Origin of the sequence: Campylobacter troglodytis, from assembly GCF_006864425.1 — a bacterium.
GTDB lineage: Bacteria > Campylobacterota > Campylobacteria > Campylobacterales > Campylobacteraceae > Campylobacter_D > Campylobacter_D troglodytis.
This window is the reverse complement of the sequence record NZ_QHLI01000025.1, coordinates 1-15,993: the sequence shown is the minus strand read 5'-3', so window position 1 is coordinate 15,993 and position 15,993 is coordinate 1. Positions and strand designations below refer to the sequence as shown.

16 protein-coding genes are annotated in these 15,993 nt (G+C 35.1%); 10 read left to right on the top strand and 6 right to left on the bottom strand.

The window, feature by feature from the left end; translation table 11 throughout:
• Positions 1–80: 80 nt before the first annotated feature.
• Positions 81–1,175: a peptide chain release factor 2 gene (prfB, locus tag DMC01_RS06575; protein WP_142693473.1), complete on the top strand. Its 1,095-nt coding sequence runs from the start codon at positions 81–83 to the stop codon at positions 1,173–1,175.
• A 345-nt stretch (positions 1,176–1,520) separates the two neighbouring features.
• On the opposite strand, the gene DMC01_RS06570 is transcribed toward prfB, so the two are convergent.
• Positions 1,521–1,715, bottom strand: a complete 195-nt coding sequence (locus DMC01_RS06570; RefSeq protein ID WP_142693472.1) for a hypothetical protein — start codon at positions 1,713–1,715, stop codon at positions 1,521–1,523.
• Between the two features lie 135 nt (positions 1,716–1,850).
• Between DMC01_RS06570 and DMC01_RS06565 the strand changes: the two genes are divergently transcribed.
• The 6 genes from DMC01_RS06565 to DMC01_RS06545 all read left to right on the top strand — a co-directional run bounded on the left by DMC01_RS06565 (position 1,851) and on the right by DMC01_RS06545 (position 7,567).
• Entirely contained in the window at positions 1,851–3,986 is a 2,136-nt protein-coding gene (locus tag DMC01_RS06565) for a carbon starvation CstA family protein (RefSeq protein WP_142693471.1), read from the top strand.
• 44 nt (positions 3,987–4,030) lie between these two features.
• The gene (kcuS, locus tag DMC01_RS06560; protein WP_142693490.1) at positions 4,031–4,249 is read left to right on the top strand and encodes a KCU-star family selenoprotein; all 219 of its coding nucleotides are present in this window, start codon (positions 4,031–4,033) and stop codon (positions 4,247–4,249) included.
• A 1,056-nt stretch (positions 4,250–5,305) separates the two neighbouring features.
• Positions 5,306–5,695, top strand: coding sequence for a DUF817 family protein (locus DMC01_RS14460; protein WP_221887135.1), 390 nt, complete (start codon positions 5,306–5,308; stop codon positions 5,693–5,695).
• Between the two features lie 184 nt (positions 5,696–5,879).
• Positions 5,880–5,951: a hypothetical protein gene (locus DMC01_RS16585; protein WP_427846102.1), complete on the top strand. Its 72-nt coding sequence runs from the start codon at positions 5,880–5,882 to the stop codon at positions 5,949–5,951.
• Between the two features lie 576 nt (positions 5,952–6,527).
• Positions 6,528–6,794, top strand: a complete 267-nt coding sequence (gene fliQ, locus DMC01_RS06550; RefSeq protein ID WP_142693470.1) for a flagellar biosynthesis protein FliQ — start codon at positions 6,528–6,530, stop codon at positions 6,792–6,794.
• Positions 6,791–7,567 carry a UDP-N-acetylmuramate dehydrogenase gene (locus DMC01_RS06545; RefSeq protein ID WP_142693469.1) on the top strand — a complete coding sequence of 259 codons (777 nt, stop codon included), beginning with the start codon at positions 6,791–6,793 and terminating at the stop codon, positions 7,565–7,567. Before fliQ ends, DMC01_RS06545 begins: the two co-directional genes overlap by 4 nt.
• A gap of 572 nt (positions 7,568–8,139) precedes the next feature.
• Here DMC01_RS06545 and DMC01_RS13415 read toward each other — a convergent pair.
• The 5 genes from DMC01_RS13415 to DMC01_RS06525 all read right to left on the bottom strand — a co-directional run bounded on the left by DMC01_RS13415 (position 8,140) and on the right by DMC01_RS06525 (position 13,125).
• Positions 8,140–8,295 carry a hypothetical protein gene (locus DMC01_RS13415; protein WP_185908796.1) on the bottom strand — a complete coding sequence of 52 codons (156 nt, stop codon included), beginning with the start codon at positions 8,293–8,295 and terminating at the stop codon, positions 8,140–8,142.
• Positions 8,296–8,988: 693 nt separating this feature from the next.
• Entirely contained in the window at positions 8,989–9,744 is a 756-nt protein-coding gene (locus DMC01_RS06540; RefSeq protein WP_142693468.1) for a hypothetical protein, read from the bottom strand.
• 12 nt (positions 9,745–9,756) lie between these two features.
• Positions 9,757–10,521, bottom strand: coding sequence for a 3'(2'),5'-bisphosphate nucleotidase CysQ (locus DMC01_RS06535; protein WP_142693467.1), 765 nt, complete (start codon positions 10,519–10,521; stop codon positions 9,757–9,759).
• A 38-nt stretch (positions 10,522–10,559) separates the two neighbouring features.
• On the bottom strand, positions 10,560–11,831 hold the full coding sequence (locus DMC01_RS06530; protein ID WP_142693466.1) for a citrate synthase: 1,272 nt from the start codon (positions 11,829–11,831) through the stop codon (positions 10,560–10,562).
• A 112-nt stretch (positions 11,832–11,943) separates the two neighbouring features.
• Positions 11,944–13,125, bottom strand: a complete 1,182-nt coding sequence (locus DMC01_RS06525) for a cation:proton antiporter (protein WP_142693465.1) — start codon at positions 13,123–13,125, stop codon at positions 11,944–11,946.
• A 613-nt stretch (positions 13,126–13,738) separates the two neighbouring features.
• On the opposite strand from DMC01_RS06525, the gene DMC01_RS06520 reads away from it, so the two are divergent.
• The 3 genes from DMC01_RS06520 to frr all read left to right on the top strand — a co-directional run bounded on the left by DMC01_RS06520 (position 13,739) and on the right by frr (position 15,471).
• Positions 13,739–14,434 (top strand): Bax inhibitor-1/YccA family protein, encoded by a 696-nt coding sequence (locus DMC01_RS06520; protein ID WP_142693464.1) that lies wholly within the window; start codon positions 13,739–13,741, stop codon positions 14,432–14,434.
• A gap of 72 nt (positions 14,435–14,506) precedes the next feature.
• On the top strand, positions 14,507–14,914 hold the full coding sequence (secG, locus tag DMC01_RS06515; protein ID WP_142693463.1) for a preprotein translocase subunit SecG: 408 nt from the start codon (positions 14,507–14,509) through the stop codon (positions 14,912–14,914).
• Entirely contained in the window at positions 14,914–15,471 is a 558-nt protein-coding gene (frr, locus tag DMC01_RS06510; protein WP_142693462.1) for a ribosome recycling factor, read from the top strand. The genes secG and frr overlap by 1 nt, the downstream gene beginning before the upstream one ends.
• Positions 15,472–15,993 lie beyond the last annotated feature (522 nt).

Sequence of the window (15,993 nt, the reverse complement as noted above, 5' to 3'; positions counted from 1 at the left end):
CTTTTTTTAGATACTTTTTTAAGGCAAGGCTTAACACTTTTTTACAAAAGAATAAATTATACCAAAGATGAGTAAAGATTATGGACGCTTATGAATACAGCGAGCTTTTAAAGGGCTTGAAAAACAAGCTAGCAAATGTCAAATCCATCATCAAGCCTGATGAGATTAAAATCCGTCTTGATGAGATAAATGTCATTGAAAACTCGCCAAATTTTTGGCAAGACATTCAAAGGGCTGGAATTTTAGGCAAGGAAAAGGCTAAACTTTCAAATTTGCTAAAAAACTATGAAAACGCTGATAGTGCAGTAAATGACGCGGACGAGCTTTTTGATTTGGCAAATACTGAGAGCGATACGCAGACCATAAACGAACTCTTTGAGGATGCTGTAAATTTAGAAGCTAGCATTACGAATTTAGAGCTTTCTATGCTGTTAAGTGGGGAAAATGACGGCAAAAATGCGATTATTAGCATTCACCCGGGAGCTGGTGGCACTGAGAGCAACGACTGGGCGAGTATGCTTTATAGGATGTATTTGCGTTTTTGCGAGCGAGAGGGCTTTAAGGTAGAGGTGCTAGACTTTCAAGAAGGCGATGAGGCAGGGCTTAAGGATGTGAGCTTTTTGGTAAGGGGCGAGAATGCCTATGGGTATTTGAAGGCTGAAAATGGCATTCACCGCCTCGTTCGCACAAGCCCCTTTGACAGTGCAGGACGCCGCCACACAAGCTTTTCAAGCGTTATGGTAAGTGCTGAGCTTGACGATGATATAGTCATAGAGATAGAGGAAAAGGATTTGCGAATTGATTATTACCGCGCAAGTGGGGCTGGAGGACAGCATATCAATAAGACAGAAAGTGCCGTGCGTATTACTCATTTACCAAGCGGCATAGTGGTGCAGTGTCAAAATGATAGAAGTCAGCACAAAAACAAGGCAACAGCTATGAAAATGCTAAAATCTCGCCTTTACGAGCTAGAAAGAATGAAACAAGAAAATGCCTCAAATTCAAACGAAAAAAGCGAGATAGGCTGGGGACATCAAATCCGCTCCTATGTGCTTTTCCCTTATCAGCAAGTCAAAGACAACAGAAGTGGCGAAGCCTTTTCAAATGTAGAGGGCATCTTAGACGGCGACATAAAAAAGCTAATCGAGGGGGTTTTAATCTCGCAAAAGGGCTGAATTTTTCGTGAAAAGAGATGAAATTTCACGCAAATTCAAGCATTTTGCCAAATTTATCCTTTAAATTCACATTTTTAGCAAAAAGCTGAATTTAAAATTAAATTCAGCCCAAATGCTTGAATTTAAGGCAAATTCAAAGCAATATGATTTAAAAAAGAATTTTAAAATAAGCTTGTATTTTCACGCAAAAACTTTGTTAAAAGAAAGTTTATTAATTTTGTTTTGTTAAAAAATTCATTAGCTTCGTAAAATTCATTAATTTTATTTTGTTAAAAAAAGCTTAATTAGCTTCATTTTGTTAAAAAAACTTAAATTTTCTAAAAAAGCTACTTCTGCTTGACTTATTTATTTAAAATGCCAAGTTTTGGCTACATTTGCTTTTATTAAAAGAAAGTTCATTGACTTCGTTTTATTAAAAAACCTCATTTTCTCAAAAAACCACTCTTTTAGATACCTAGCCTCCACTAAATGCAAAATATCCCTTAAATTTTTAGCCAAACGCACAACCGTCTTTTTGCAAGCACTTGAATTTAAATTCACTCAGTATTTTTATTCATCTTATGTAACTTTTAGTAATATTACTAAGGCATTTTAAAAACAATTTTAAAATTAATAAAGACTTTTAAAATTTTGTGTGTTAAATTTAAACTATCTAAATTTTTAAGGAGTAAGAGCGTGAATAAGCTAATTCTTAGGGTATTTTGGATCTTAGTTGCCGTTCTTGGAGCTTGGTGCTTTGGGGTTTTGGCTCTAAATAAGGGAGAGAGTATCAGTGCGGCTTGGCTTGTGGTAGCTTCTGTATGTATTTATATGATAGGCTACCGCTTTTATAGTAAATTCATAGCAGAAAAGGTCTTTGAACTAGATGATAATAGAGCCACCCCTGCTGTGATTAACAATGACGGCAAGGACTTCGTGCCTACGCACAAGGCTGTGCTTTTTGGGCATCATTTTGCTGCCATTGCGGGTGCTGGTCCTCTTGTAGGTCCTATTTTAGCAGCACAGATGGGGTATTTACCTGGTATGCTTTGGCTTTTGGTGGGCGTTGTTTTAGCTGGTGCTGTGCATGATTTTGCCGTGCTTTTTATATCAATGAGGAGAAATGGAAGAAGCCTTGGAGAGATGATTAAAGATGAGATGGGCAAGATCACAGGACGCATAGCTATGATAGGCATTTTATTCATTATGTTTATGATAGTTGCCATTTTGGCTATGGTTGTTGTAAATGCCTTGGCTGATTCTCCTTGGGGGCTTTTTACCATAGCTATGACCATTCCCATTGCTATTTTTATGGGAATTTATATGCGTTTTATTAGACCAGGACGAGTTGGAGAGGCTAGCATTATAGGCTTTGCCTTGCTTATCTTAGCTCTTTATTACGGACATGCTGTATCTAGCGAAGCTCATCCCTTGCACGATGCCTTTACTCTGTCTAGACAAAGCTTAGCAATAATTGTCATCATTTATGGCTTTGTAGCAAGTGTGCTTCCTGTGTGGTTTTTACTAGCTCCAAGGGATTATCTTAGCACCTTTTTAAAGATAGGGGTTATAGTTTTAATGGCGGCTGGAATTTTAATGGTAAATCCCGATCTTAAAGTACCAGCCCTTTCAAATTTCATAGACGGAACAGGACCTGTTTTTGCAGGATCTATCTTTCCCTTTTTGTTTATCACCATTGCGTGCGGGGCGATTAGCGGCTTTCACGCTTTAATTTCAAGTGGCACAAGTCCAAAGATGGTAGAAAAGGAAAGCCATACGAGATTTGTTGGATATGGCTCTATGCTTATGGAAAGCTTGGTTGGCATTATGGCTTTAATAGCAGCTTGCGTGCTTGATCCTGGCATTTATTTTGCTATCAATGTACCCTTGGGCTCGCTTGATCCAGCTGCTAGTGGTGCCTTGAATGCTGATTTGGCTGTGGTGGCTCAAAATGTTGGCAATATAGTGCAAAGAGGGGGCTTTGAGGGCTTTGTTTTAAGCCCTGAGCTTTTAAGTGGCGCTGCTGCTGATATAGGAGAAAAGACCATCATAGCAAGAACAGGAGGTGCTCCTACCTTTGCCATAGGGCTTACTATGATCTTGCATCAAATTATAGGAGGACAAGAGGCTATGGCTTTTTGGTATCATTTTGCCATATTGTTTGAAGCCTTATTTATACTCACAGCAGTTGATGCAGGAACAAGGGCAGGTCGCTTCTTGATCCAAGACATATTAGGCAATATTTATAAGCCTATGGCTGATACCAGATCCTATCTTTGGGGCGTTGTGGCTAGCTTTTTGTGTGTGTGTGGCTGGGGATACTTGCTTTATCAAGGAACCATAGATCCGCTTGGTGGAATTTTCACACTTTGGGCTCTTTTTGGTGCTACAAATCAAATGCTAGCAGGAATGGCACTGCTACTTGCTACTGTTGTTTTATTTAAGATGGGCAAGGCAAAATACAGCTTTGTAACCATAATCCCTGCTGTTTGGGTGCTTTTTACCACACTTTGGGCATCATTTCAAAAGATCATGCCTATGAATGGCGAAAGGGTACATGACGCGGTAAGTCATGTCGCAACAGCTCAAAAATGGATGGCTACAAAGGCACAAGCCATAATTGACGGAAATGAAGCCTTAATCGCAAGAGCTGATACCATCATACATAATAATATCTTAGATGCCGTTCTTTGTGTGCTTGTTATGATAGTTGTGTTTGTGGTTATCTTTGAAAGCATAAAGATTTGCTATCTTAGCTACAAAAACAAAGCAGGTTTATTTCCCTTAAAAGAAGAGCCTTATAAGAAGGCAAAAGACTTTGGATTTGCCTAATGTCAAACGCACTTGTTAAAAGGAAAAATACCCTACCAGCTCCTATGAATTTAAATGCCAAGGTAGGGCTACTTGACAAGCTAAAAGCCTTGTATCAAAAAAGCGACCGTTTTGTAAGCTTACTTGTGGGTATGAGAAGCTATGATAAGTATGTAGAGCATATGCAAACAAAGCATCCTGAAAGAACGATACTCTCGCGCAAGGATTTTTTCAAAGAAGCCCTTGAAGCTAGATATAATGGTGGGGTTACTCGTTGCTGCTAGGGCTTTAAATTTGGGCTTTTTATGCTATGAATGACGAAAAGGTGCATTGCGTGCTAGGTCATGTAGCAAGAGCTTAAAAATGAAGGCTGGACACAAGCCATCATTGATGACAATGAAGCCTTATTAGCAAGAATAGAAAAGAAGCACTTTGATAAGCCTTGTTGCATTCTTTGCTAAAATTGCTAACTGCACCTTCTAGCTTTTTTAAAAATGCTAAAAATTCACAAGGCTTGAATTTTTAGCATTTTATCTTTCTTGCAAAAATTTTTACCTTCTTGCTTAAAACAACAAGAGCTATTCAAATTCAATGCTAACTTATGCGAAACAACAAGGGCTGTTAAATTTCAATGCCAAAAGGGCTATTTGTAAAAAAGCCTTAAACTTGTCTTTTTGAATTTATCTAAGATATTTACTGTATGTTTTAAGCTACAAGATCCAAAAAATTCAACAATACTCTTGCATAATGAGTATAAGTGAGCGAAAAACAAAAATTCATTATTTTTATACATAAATTCAAAACAAGACCCTAAAATTCATAGCTTAGCAAACAAGACATCTAAAATTCACATCTTAATGTGAATTTTCTTTATGTTTTACACAAAAGCTAGTTCATTTACTCTGCCTTTTGTAAAGAAAGAAATTTGTCTTTTAAGGCTTTGTCATATGCTTTGTGTGCTGGGTAAATTTGCCTAAAAATCTTAGCTAAATAAATTCACAAACTCAAAGCATTTTGCCAATACTCAAGATAACTATTTGAATTTAAGTTATCTGAGCCTTTATCAAACTTTGATATTTTTGCAAAAAGCCAAAATAAGCACCTAAATTTAACTTTTAAATTCAAGCTTTTAAAATTCAACTTCTTTTAAAAATTCACCTTAACTTCTTAGATTTTGGCTAAAATTTGCCAAATTTTATTTTTAAGAAAGTTGATGATCCCATTTTACCGCTTTGATACTTTTTTGATGAATACTGCGCCACGTCCTGAACTTAAAGGCATAAAACGCTTTTTTGTGGAGTTTTTGTTTTTTGGTGTGAAACAAGCAAGGGCTTGCCTTTTTGCCGCATTCAGCTTTATTTTTGTGTTCGCGTGAGGGTTTGTTTGGCTTATACCGTTATGATTTACTCTTGCTTGTCGCGGTGATTTTACAGGCTTTTATGGTGTTTGCAAAGCTTGAAAGTCGCAATAAGCTTAAAGCCATTTGCTTTTTTCACTTTTTTGTTTTGGAGGCTTTTAAAACCTCTGTGGTGCATTCTTGGGCATATACGAACTTTGCTTACAGCAAAATTTGGGGTGTGCCGCTGTTTTCTAGCTTTATGTATGCAGCTGTTGGAAGTTATATTATCCAAAGTTGGCGTTTGTTTCATTTGCAAGTGCACAATCACCCACCTTACGCACTTGCGGTTTTTGTCTCAGCACTTATTTACATAAATTTCTTTACGCACTAGGGGATTTTCGCTATTATATAGCCGCGTTTTTGCTGGGGCTTTATGCAAGAAGCCTTGTGGTTTTTACGCCTTTGGATGCGGCAAATGCCCTTACTGCTAAGCTTTGTGCTGATTGGCTTTTATGTGGCTGAAAATTTAAGCACACGGTGTATAAACTTATCCAAATCAACTAGGTATATGGGCTGTGGTGAGCGTTGGAAAATGGGGTGCTTGGAGTTTGGTTATCGTAATGAGCTTTAGCATAACGATTTTTTAAAGGAGCTTAAAAATAAAATTCACATTGCAAGATGATACAAAGGGCTAAACTTAAGAAGATTTTGACTTATTAATTTTAGGCTCAAAATGCTTTAATAAAATTTGGCCCAAGACAACTTAAGCGGATTTTATCTTATCAACTTTCATAAATTTTCATAAAGAACTTGTTTTGAATTTTTATCTTGATTAAGTTTTTTTTTAAAATGAAGAATAAAATTTTTAGCCTTTAAATTTGACAAATTTAAACTTCGCAAAGCCTCTTTTGTTCGAAATTGCAAGAGCAATAAATAAAAACATTCACAGTTTCATTGATATGATTTACTCATTTGCAAACTCGCTTTTACTGTGTTTTATCCTACAATGAGCCTTTCTTTACTCTTGCAAAAAAATGAGCAAAGCAAAAATGCCTAAAAATTCACTAACTTGATCTACTAAATTCAAAAATAAGCCTTGTTCTTCATAGCCTTTCATTTAAAAAATCTTTGATTTAAATTTAATTAAACCTTACAAATTAACTTTGGCTTTGAAAATTCAAGCTTTTATGCTATCATATAGCATATTTTTAAGAAGGAAAAGTATGGAAAGTTCTTTGGTAGCCTTAGGCGTTCAAACCTTCAAAATCACCCTTATGCTCTCCTTGCCCATGCTCTTAGCAGGTCTTGTAGCAGGGCTTATCATCTCTATCTTTCAAGCTACTACTCAGATCAATGAAATGACGCTTTCCTTTGTGCCTAAGATCTTGCTTGTTGTGGTGGTTTTAATCTTTTTGATGCCTTGGATGATGAGCTTGATGATAGACTTTACCTCTGGGGTTTTTAATCAAATTCCAAGCTTTATTAAATGATCATAGACTTTAAAAAGTATAGCTCAGTTCGCATAGGTCCTCTTTGTGAGCTTGAAATATTAGAAGAAGAGCGTGAATTTGATGGGTTTATTATAGGCGGGGCAAATAATCTACTTGTTTCAAATAAGCCCAAAAAACTTGGAATTTTAGGGAAAAAATTTGATTTTATCACTGTTTTAGAAAAAAACAAAGAATTTATGATCCTTGAAATAGGCTGTGCTACTAGGTCTAAGAACATACATAGTTTTTGCAAGGAAAATAACTTAAAAGGGCTTGAGTTCTTGCGTAAGATACCTGGTCTTCTTGGTGGGCTTTTAAAGATGAATGCAGGGCTTAAAGACGAAAATATAAGCAAGAATCTTTTAACTGTAAGCTTGGCAAAAAAGGAATTAAAAAGGGAGCAAATAGGCTTTGCTTACCGCTTTTGTCCTATTGATGAGGTGATGTTTAAGGCTAGTTTTAGGCTAAATTATGGCTTTGATTACGCAAAGGATGAGTATTTAAAAAAAGCCAGAGATAATCAACCCAGCGGAGCAAGCTTTGGTTCTATATTTAAAAATCCAAAGGGCGATTATGCAGGACGTTTGATCGAAGCTGTGGGACTTAAAGGCTTTGTTAAAGGGGGGGCGATGCTTAGCGATAAACACGCAAATTTTTTAATAAACAAAAAAAATGCTAGCTTTGAGGATGCGATTTTTCTTATAGAGCTTGCTGAAAAAAGAGTCTTTGAGGAATTTGGAATTAGGCTTTTAAGAGAGGTTATAGTTATTTAAGGCTGAATTTAAGTAGCTTTTCTTGTAAATTTTGACGCTTTTAAAAAGAGTTGAATTTAATTACTCGAACTTGTCATTTTTAAATTTAAAAAGAATATAGCAACTTGTAAAAAAAGAAGAAGAAAAGATCTTTCTAACTTGATTTTTCAAATAAATTATCTTTGATTCAATGGGCTTTATTTTAAAAAACTGTGCTTGTAATTCTTTGCTTTTATAGATAGGATATAATGCTTTTTAGATATTTTTCTTGGCTAAATTTGACAAAGTGGCTTTTCAATATATTTTACTTTCTTTAATTTCAAGCATTGTAGAAGGCGTGAATTTTATGATACAAACTCCTTGAATCATTAAAAAAAAGCAAATGATAATGTAGGCAAAATGCTTCTTATGTAAGAGGCTTTTAAAACAAAAAAACATTTTTATCAAGGATTTAGGCTAAATTAAATTTGGCTCAATACAACTTAAGCGGATTTTGGCTTATCGATTTCAATAAATTTTTATGAGAATTTTATCCTAAGATTTGCTACTAGATCTAAATTCTATTTCTTTTAAAGTAGAATACAAAATGTTCTTTAGCCATTAAATTTGGTAAATTTAAACCTCGCATAGCCCTTTATACCACGCAGTTGCAAGAGTACGAAAACATTCACAGTTTCATTGATATAATTTCGCCCTTTTATAAACTCATTTACACTATGTTTTATGTAGTGTACCTTTGCTCCTTTCACTACACAGTTGCAAGTGGGAAATAAAAATTCACCAAGACATCATAGGCTTTGAGGCTTTCTTGTAAATTTTATCTTCGTTAAGCTTTGCAAGGTCTCTCATCATAGCTAGTAGCTCTTTTGCCAAGCAATGCTTGATAATTTGCGTATAAACGATAGCGTTTTAGCATAGCTTCTTGCAAAGTTGCTAGTGTGTAACACCAAGCAAAAACATAGGCACCTTCTTATCAGTCCTAGATTCACATTTAGCTAGCATTAGCTTGGCCACTTGTAATAAACAGTTACAAGAGTGAGTAAACAAAAAAATCCTACCCTCAAGAAAATAATTCTCTTCGATTTCACCTTTTAGAAAGATTTTTAGATTCTTTTGAGATTAAAATGCAATTTTCTTTGAAAATTTTACACAAACTTTGTTTTGAATTTTTACAAATTTAAAGGGTGTTCGCATTTAGATCAAGCATTTATTACAAAGTTACGAGTGCAACAAAAAATACTTCAAAATTCCTTAAATTTCTTTTTAGACAATTTGGAAACGGATTATGCATTTGTTTTTCATAGGTGTCATCATAATTTAAAAGCCCTTTGGTTTAAATTTAATTGAGCCTTGTTTTTCATAGACATTAACTTAAAAGCCCTTTGCTTTGAATTTAATTGAGCCTTAATTTAAAACCACGACACTTTGTTAAAGGCTGTCGATTATCTAAGCTTCTTTGCCAAGCTTGAAAAGTATTTTCTAAGCTCAACCCCAGCCCTTTTAATGCTTGCATAATATCTTTGATTTTTATCTTGCTCCTTTGCTATTGCAAAAAAGAAGCTTAAAATTTGATGATCTATTATGGAATTATTTGCAAGCTTTAAAATTTTATATTCTAAGTTTATGTAAGCTCTTTTTTGTGTGAAAAAAAGCGTTTTTTCTTCTCTTGTAAAGCACTCATCAAGGGCTATAAATAAGACATAGTCTGGCTTTTTATTATGAATGCGATCAGTAGAAAGGGCATGGCTTAAAAGTCTTGAAACATCAAATAAACGGTGTTTTGGATTTTGATTAAGTAGGGAAAAATTTCTTAGATCCTGATAAAGATCGTTGTTTTGTCTATTAAGGAGTTGCAAATTTTTATTTAAACTAAGCTCCTCTATAAAGCTAATAAATATATCCTCTACAAATTCCTCCCCGCTGATATTTAAATCCTCAAATTCAAAATACAAATCCCTATTAAAGCCCACAAGCAAGATAAAGTCCTTGTCTGTGTCCTCATATTCCAAATAGGCTTCATTCTTTTTTAAGATCTTTGAGCTATCAAATATAGCCCTTGCATCCTCGCTTATAGTCTGTGATTGTCCTAGGTCTATAAACTGTGCATTGTCGCTTTCTAATTTTATGATTTGCTTGTTAGCAAAGTCATTACCCAGAACGAAGAGCACACAAAAAAGTAGGATAAAGATAGCTCTCATCTTAAAAGCTTTTTAAAAGATGAGCTCATTTGCAAATTCTTTCTTAGATACAGCCAAAAAGGCAGGACATAAAAAGCTTTCTTGATTGTAGGATATGAAGTTTTTATCTAGCCCTAGCATTAAGCCTCCGTTTTGATTAAGCAAAAAATCCCCAGCTGCTAAATCCCAAGAATGAAGGCTTTCAAAGCGGTGATACACCCCAGCCTTTCCCTCAAGTAGGGCTATGAATTTTAAGGCAGAGCCTATTTGAGTGGATATGAGTTGATTTTTATCTAAGAAAGCTTTATTTTTAGGATTTGGATAATGAATGCTAACAAGGGCGTGTTTTTTATTTGCTTGAAAAATAGTTTCATTTTTTTCCAAGGGCTTGTCGTTTTTGTAAACCACTGTCTTAGAATGAGCGTAAAAAAACTCCTCTGTGCTTGGATTTGCTATGACAGCTAGGGTGGGTCTTTGATTTAAGATCAAGGATATTAAAACGCAAAAGCCTCCCTCGCCTTTTAAAAAGCCCTTTGTGCCATCAAGGGGATCAATAAGCCAAAAGCAAGAAAGCTTTTTTCTAAGATCAAAGTCCAAAGGAGCCTCCTCGGAACACACAGCCAGATCGCTTTTTTTTAATTCCTCGCACAGGATCTCATTGGAGGCTAAATCAGCAGAACTAAGAGGAGAGCCGTCATCTTTTTTCCAAATTTCAAGGCTCTTTCTTTCATTTAATATGGCTTTGCCAGCCTTTTTACTTGCATTTAATGCAAGATCTAGCAAGAAGTCTAGGTTCATAAATCTCCTTTAAACTTCTTGCATTATAGCAAGTTAATCTAAATCTTTAACTTACTACCCACATAAAGCTGTCTTGGGCGAACTATTTTAAGACTTTCTTGCTCTTTAAGCTCTATCCACTGAGCTATCCAGCCCGGTGTTCTGCCGATGACAAAAAGCACAGCAAACATTTCATTTGGTATGCCAAGTGCCTTTAAGATAAGCCCACTGTGAAAGTCTACATTAGGATAAAGATTTCTTTTTACAAAGTACTCATCACTTAGAGCGATTTCTTCTATGCGAGAGGCTACCTTGATGAGATTTGTATCTATGCCTATTTCATCTATGAGCTGATCTCTTAGCTTTTTAAGAGCCTTTGCCCTTGGATCAAGATTCTTATAAACCCTATGTCCAAAGCCCATTAATCTAAAAGGATCATTCTTGTCTTTTGCCTTTTTAATAAACTCATCAACCCTATCAACAGTGCCAATTTGCTCAAGCATCCTAATAACACCCTCATTAGCACCCCCATGAGCATGTCCCCAAAGAGCACCTATGCCAGCACTTATACAAGAATAAGGATGAGCGTGAGTTGATCCAACAGAACGAACGGTTGAGGTGCTAGCATTTTGCTCATGATCTATATGAAGCATAAAAACAGTGTCAAGAGATTTTACCTCTATGGGGCGAAGTTCTACATGATCATAAGGATAGGTGCGAAGCATATATAAGAAGTTTTCAGTAAAGCCTCTGTCTAAATTTGGATAAGCAGCAGGAAAGCCATTTTTATGCCTATAAGCACTTGCAGCTATGGTTGGAATCTTGGCTATAATCCTAGCTGCCATCTCCATATACTCCTCTTTGATGTCCATATTTAAATGATCTGGATAAAAGGTAGAAAGAGAGGATACAGCAGCTTGCATAACAGCCATAGGATGAGCATCATCAGGAAAGGCATCAAAGAGCTTATGCATACCCTCGTGTATGAAGGATCTTTTTTTAAGCTCGTATTTAAAATTCTCATATCTTTTTTCATCAGGAAGTTCTTTGTAAAGTAACAAATGCACCACATCCAAGAATCTTTTATTCTCAGCTAACCAGTCGATGGGATAGCCTCTATGCATTAAAAGACCTTGTTCTCCGTCTATATAAGTAATGTCTGACTTACAAACCGCTGTTGAGGTAAGCCCCTCATCGTAGCTAAACATACCTGTTTGCTTGTAAAGACTACTCATATCTACTACACTTGGACCTACTGAGCCGTCCAGGATAGGAAATTCATAACTCTTACCGTTGCGGTTGTCGGTTAGTGTCATTGAGTTGTTTGACATTGTTGCTCCTTTAAATTAATGTTTAATATTATGGTAACAAAAAAAGCCTTAGTTTTAACAAAATTTCAATAACTTAGTGCCATTTAAATTCACGGTGTAACTTAAAGTAATGTTAGTTAGTTACTCTTTTGAAATTAAACAAAAACTTAATCACAGTCATCACAAAAACAGCTTCAAGCAAGGAAACCAAAATAAGAGCTGAGTACAAGGACTTGTCTATTATGCTAGCCTCATAAGAAAGCGTAGCTGTGGCTATTAATAAAGTAAGTGGCATAGAATGACTTAGCCCAAACAAGATGGTGTCTTTGAGCTTGAATTTCTTAAGAAAAACCCCAGCACAAAGAAGTCTTAACATAAGCATAGCTACAAATAAAAATAAAGTATCTTTAAGCACTTCCCTATCTAAGAGGGCTCTTAGATCGAAGGTTGATCCTATGTAAATAAAAAAAATGGGTATCAAAAAGCCAAATCCAAAGCCTGAAAGCTTGTGTTCTAATTTATTTTGCTGATCAAAAAAGGTAGCTATGAAAGAGCCTGCTATAAAGGCTCCAAGTGCGAGCTCAAGCCCAGAAACAAGCATAGCACAAATAACTAGTACAAAAATTCCCATACAAAAGCGAACGTCTTTTTCGTCCTTATCCTGCCAGGATATGACGGCATTTTTTAAATTTGGATACCACCAAAAAATCACCTTTAAGAGCTTAAAACAAAGCAAACAAAGCACAAGGAAGATTAAAAGATAGATTATGCTTTTGCCAACGGCTAGGATGTTGTTATTATGCAAAAAGGCTGCTACTACGGTTAAAAGCACTATGGATACGACCTCAGCTAAAGTAGCTACTAGAAAGGAGATATTAAGCCATTCGTAATTTTTTCCATAATCCTTAATCAAGATACCCAAAAGCCCAACGCTCATCACAGGTAAAATAATTATAAATATATAAGAAAGCTCATAAACACTCACAGTTAAGGCACTAAGAGCATAAAGTAAGATTATGTAAAGTAAGGCTCTTTTCAAAAAGCTTTTTTGTATACTTAAAAAAGATCGTAAATTCACCTCCATACCAGCCATAAACATCAAATAATAAAAGCCGACATTAGCCAAGAGCTTAAAATTTGAACTTTCATTTATCAAAGCAAGTGCAGCTGCACTAGCTCCAAGCATGATCTCAACAGCAGATACAGGCAAACGCAATAATCTAGCTAGATAGGGAGAAAAAAGTAAACAAAAACCAACTATAACCAGAATTTTAAGATCTACCAAGGCTTGAGGACTACTTATACCTTCAATCAATTCATCTTCCTAATCTTAGGCTTAAAAGCACTATTTTTTAATATATATTAAACTGTATTTTGGATCTAGCTTTAAGCTTTAAATTTTGTGATTTATTTTTAAACAGTTTAATTATCATCTTAATTAATCATCATCTTAAACTAACTAAGTTCTTAAAATTCAAGCCTTCTTTCTTTACAGCCTTGTAAAAATCACCTAGCTTGTCAAATTTAAGTCTTGTTTTAAATTCAAAGCCTTGCTTGTTTTTCAAAAACCTCTTTTATTAAACAAGCTAAAAAGATAGCTTAAATATTTTACAATACTCAAAGCATTTAAATTTAAGCCTTGTGTGAATTTACTAGCCTTAAAGCTGCTATCTTTGTGCTTATGCCTTAAATGCTAGTAGCTATTTCTTCGCTTCTTTTACATTTAAAAAATGATTAAAGCTGTTTTATTGAAAAAATTCAAACACTCTAAGCCAAAATTCAAGCTTAAATTTTAAGCTAAATTTAAAGTCGTATTATAGCATAACTGTTCTTTTGAAACCCAGTTTTTAAAAAATTTAGTTTTTTTGCTCTTTGTTAATACTTTTAAGATAAAGTTACAACTAAACTTTAATTTTAAGGAGATCAAAATGAGTCTTTATGATAGAGATTATACTCGTTCAAACGAACTTGAGGGACGAAGTTCTGCTTTAAGCTTGTTTATCAAGCAAACCTATCAGCTTTTTGCCGCCTCGCTTTTGGCTGGTGCTGCTGGTGCTTATGTTGGAATTTACGCCTTAGCTAGGGTGTTTTTGGAAAATAGGATCGCGTTTTGGGTGCTTTTTGGGGTTGAGATAGTGCTTTTATTTGCCTTAATGGCTAAAAAAAGAGAAACTCCACTAAATTTAATCTTACTGTTTGCCTTCACTTTTTGTTCAGGGCTTACTCTTACTCCGCTTTTGTATTCTGTTTTATCCTTGCCAGCAGGTGCTGTGATAGTAGCACAAGCACTAGCTTTAACAAGCGTAGCCTTTGGTGCCTTAAGCATCTTTGCTATGAATACAAAAAGAGATTTTACCACTATGGGAAAGATGCTTTTCATAGCCCTTATAGTTATAATTTGCGCAAGTTTGATTAACATCTTTATGGCAAGTGCTATCTTTCAACTCGTTATATCCTCAGTGGCTGCTATTTTGTTTAGCTTTTATATCTTGTATGATACTCAAAACATCATTAGGGGTAATTACGAAACACCTATTGAGGGTGCAGTAGCTTTATATCTTGATTTTTACAACCTCTTTGTATCCTTGCTTCAAATTCTAGGACTTACTAGCAATAGAGAGTAAAATTTGCAGGCTTGATCCTGCAAATTTTTATTTTCAAGCCTTCATATCACTTTAAACTCCCAAGGAATAATTATGACAAATCTCTTAATAGCCTTTCAAGTCATCTTAGTTATACTCATTACAATTTCTGTTCTTTTGCAAAAAAGTTCAAGCATAGGGCTTGGAGCCTATAGTGGTAGTAATGAAAGCTTGTTTGGAGCAAAGGGACCTGCTGGCTTTTTGGCTAAATTTACTTTCATTTTGGGGGTTTTATTGATAGCAAATACTGTGGCTTTAAGCTATTTGTATAACACAGTAGCTAAGGATTCAGTAGCTGAAAGGATCTTAGCTCCTAATACTTCTTTTTCAAATGATCTTAATGCCTCAAATTTCGCCCCAGCCGCACCAACTGTAAATCCACAAGGTGAAAATTTGCAAGGTAATGAAAATTTAGCCCCACAAGCACCTTCACTACCACAAATATCTACAAAGGATAAATAATGCTAAGTGATATTTACAGCAAACAAAAGGCTCAATGTGAAAAGAGCATAGAGGCTTTAAAAAAAGATTTCACCACACTTCGCACAGGCAAGGTAAGCATAAATATACTTGATCATATAACTGTTGATTATTATGGCTCACAAACCCCTTTAAATCAAGTAGCTACCATACTAGCAAGTGATGCAAGCACTTTAAGCATAAGTCCTTGGGAAAAAACAATGCTAAAAAGCATAGAATCAGCCCTAGCAGCAGCAAACATAGGCGTAAATCCAAACAATGACGGAGAAAGTATAAAGCTTTTCTTCCCTCCTATGACCAAAGAACAAAGAGAGGAAAACGCCAAACAAGCAAGGGCTATGGGCGAGAAAGCAAAAATAAGCATTCGCAATGTTAGAAAGGATACAAACGATGCCATCAAAAGGCTTGAAAAGGACAAGGCTCTAAGCGAGGATGAGGCAAAAAAGGCTTATGATGAGGTGCAAAAACTCACAGACTCCTATGTAGCAAAAATTGATGATACAGTAAAGGCAAAAGAAGCTGAGCTTTTAAAGCTTTAAGTGAGCTTGAAAATTGAATTTTGGTTTTTTAACAGTGCATTTTATAAAAAGTGTTATATATTAGTGAGAACTAAGATCTTGCATAGGATAATTTTTACTTGACAACAGTCTTGGTTTGAAAGCAAAAAGCTTAATAATTTAGAAATATAAATTAAAAGATACCTTGAAAATTTGTTAAGCGCATAAAGCCTTACCGTCATTAATTAAAAACAAAAAAGCCTTTGTAAAATTTAGCAACTCACAAAGCAGTTTTTTCTTACAACATAGATTTTAATTTTGAATTTTTTACAAAAAGGCTTTAAATTCTTTGTCATCTTAGACTTTGAATTTTTTTAAATTTAGGCTCAAGATACTTTAATTTTATACAATATCATTTTAAAGTATGGAGAATAAAATGAAAAACAAATATATGATTCATTCCCAAATTGTCTCAAAAGAAATTTAGGGAAATTTTGAAGTATTTCTGCCTTGATTTAGAGGAGAAAAAATCGCAGAAATTTGCAAAATAACTCGTGCTTGTGC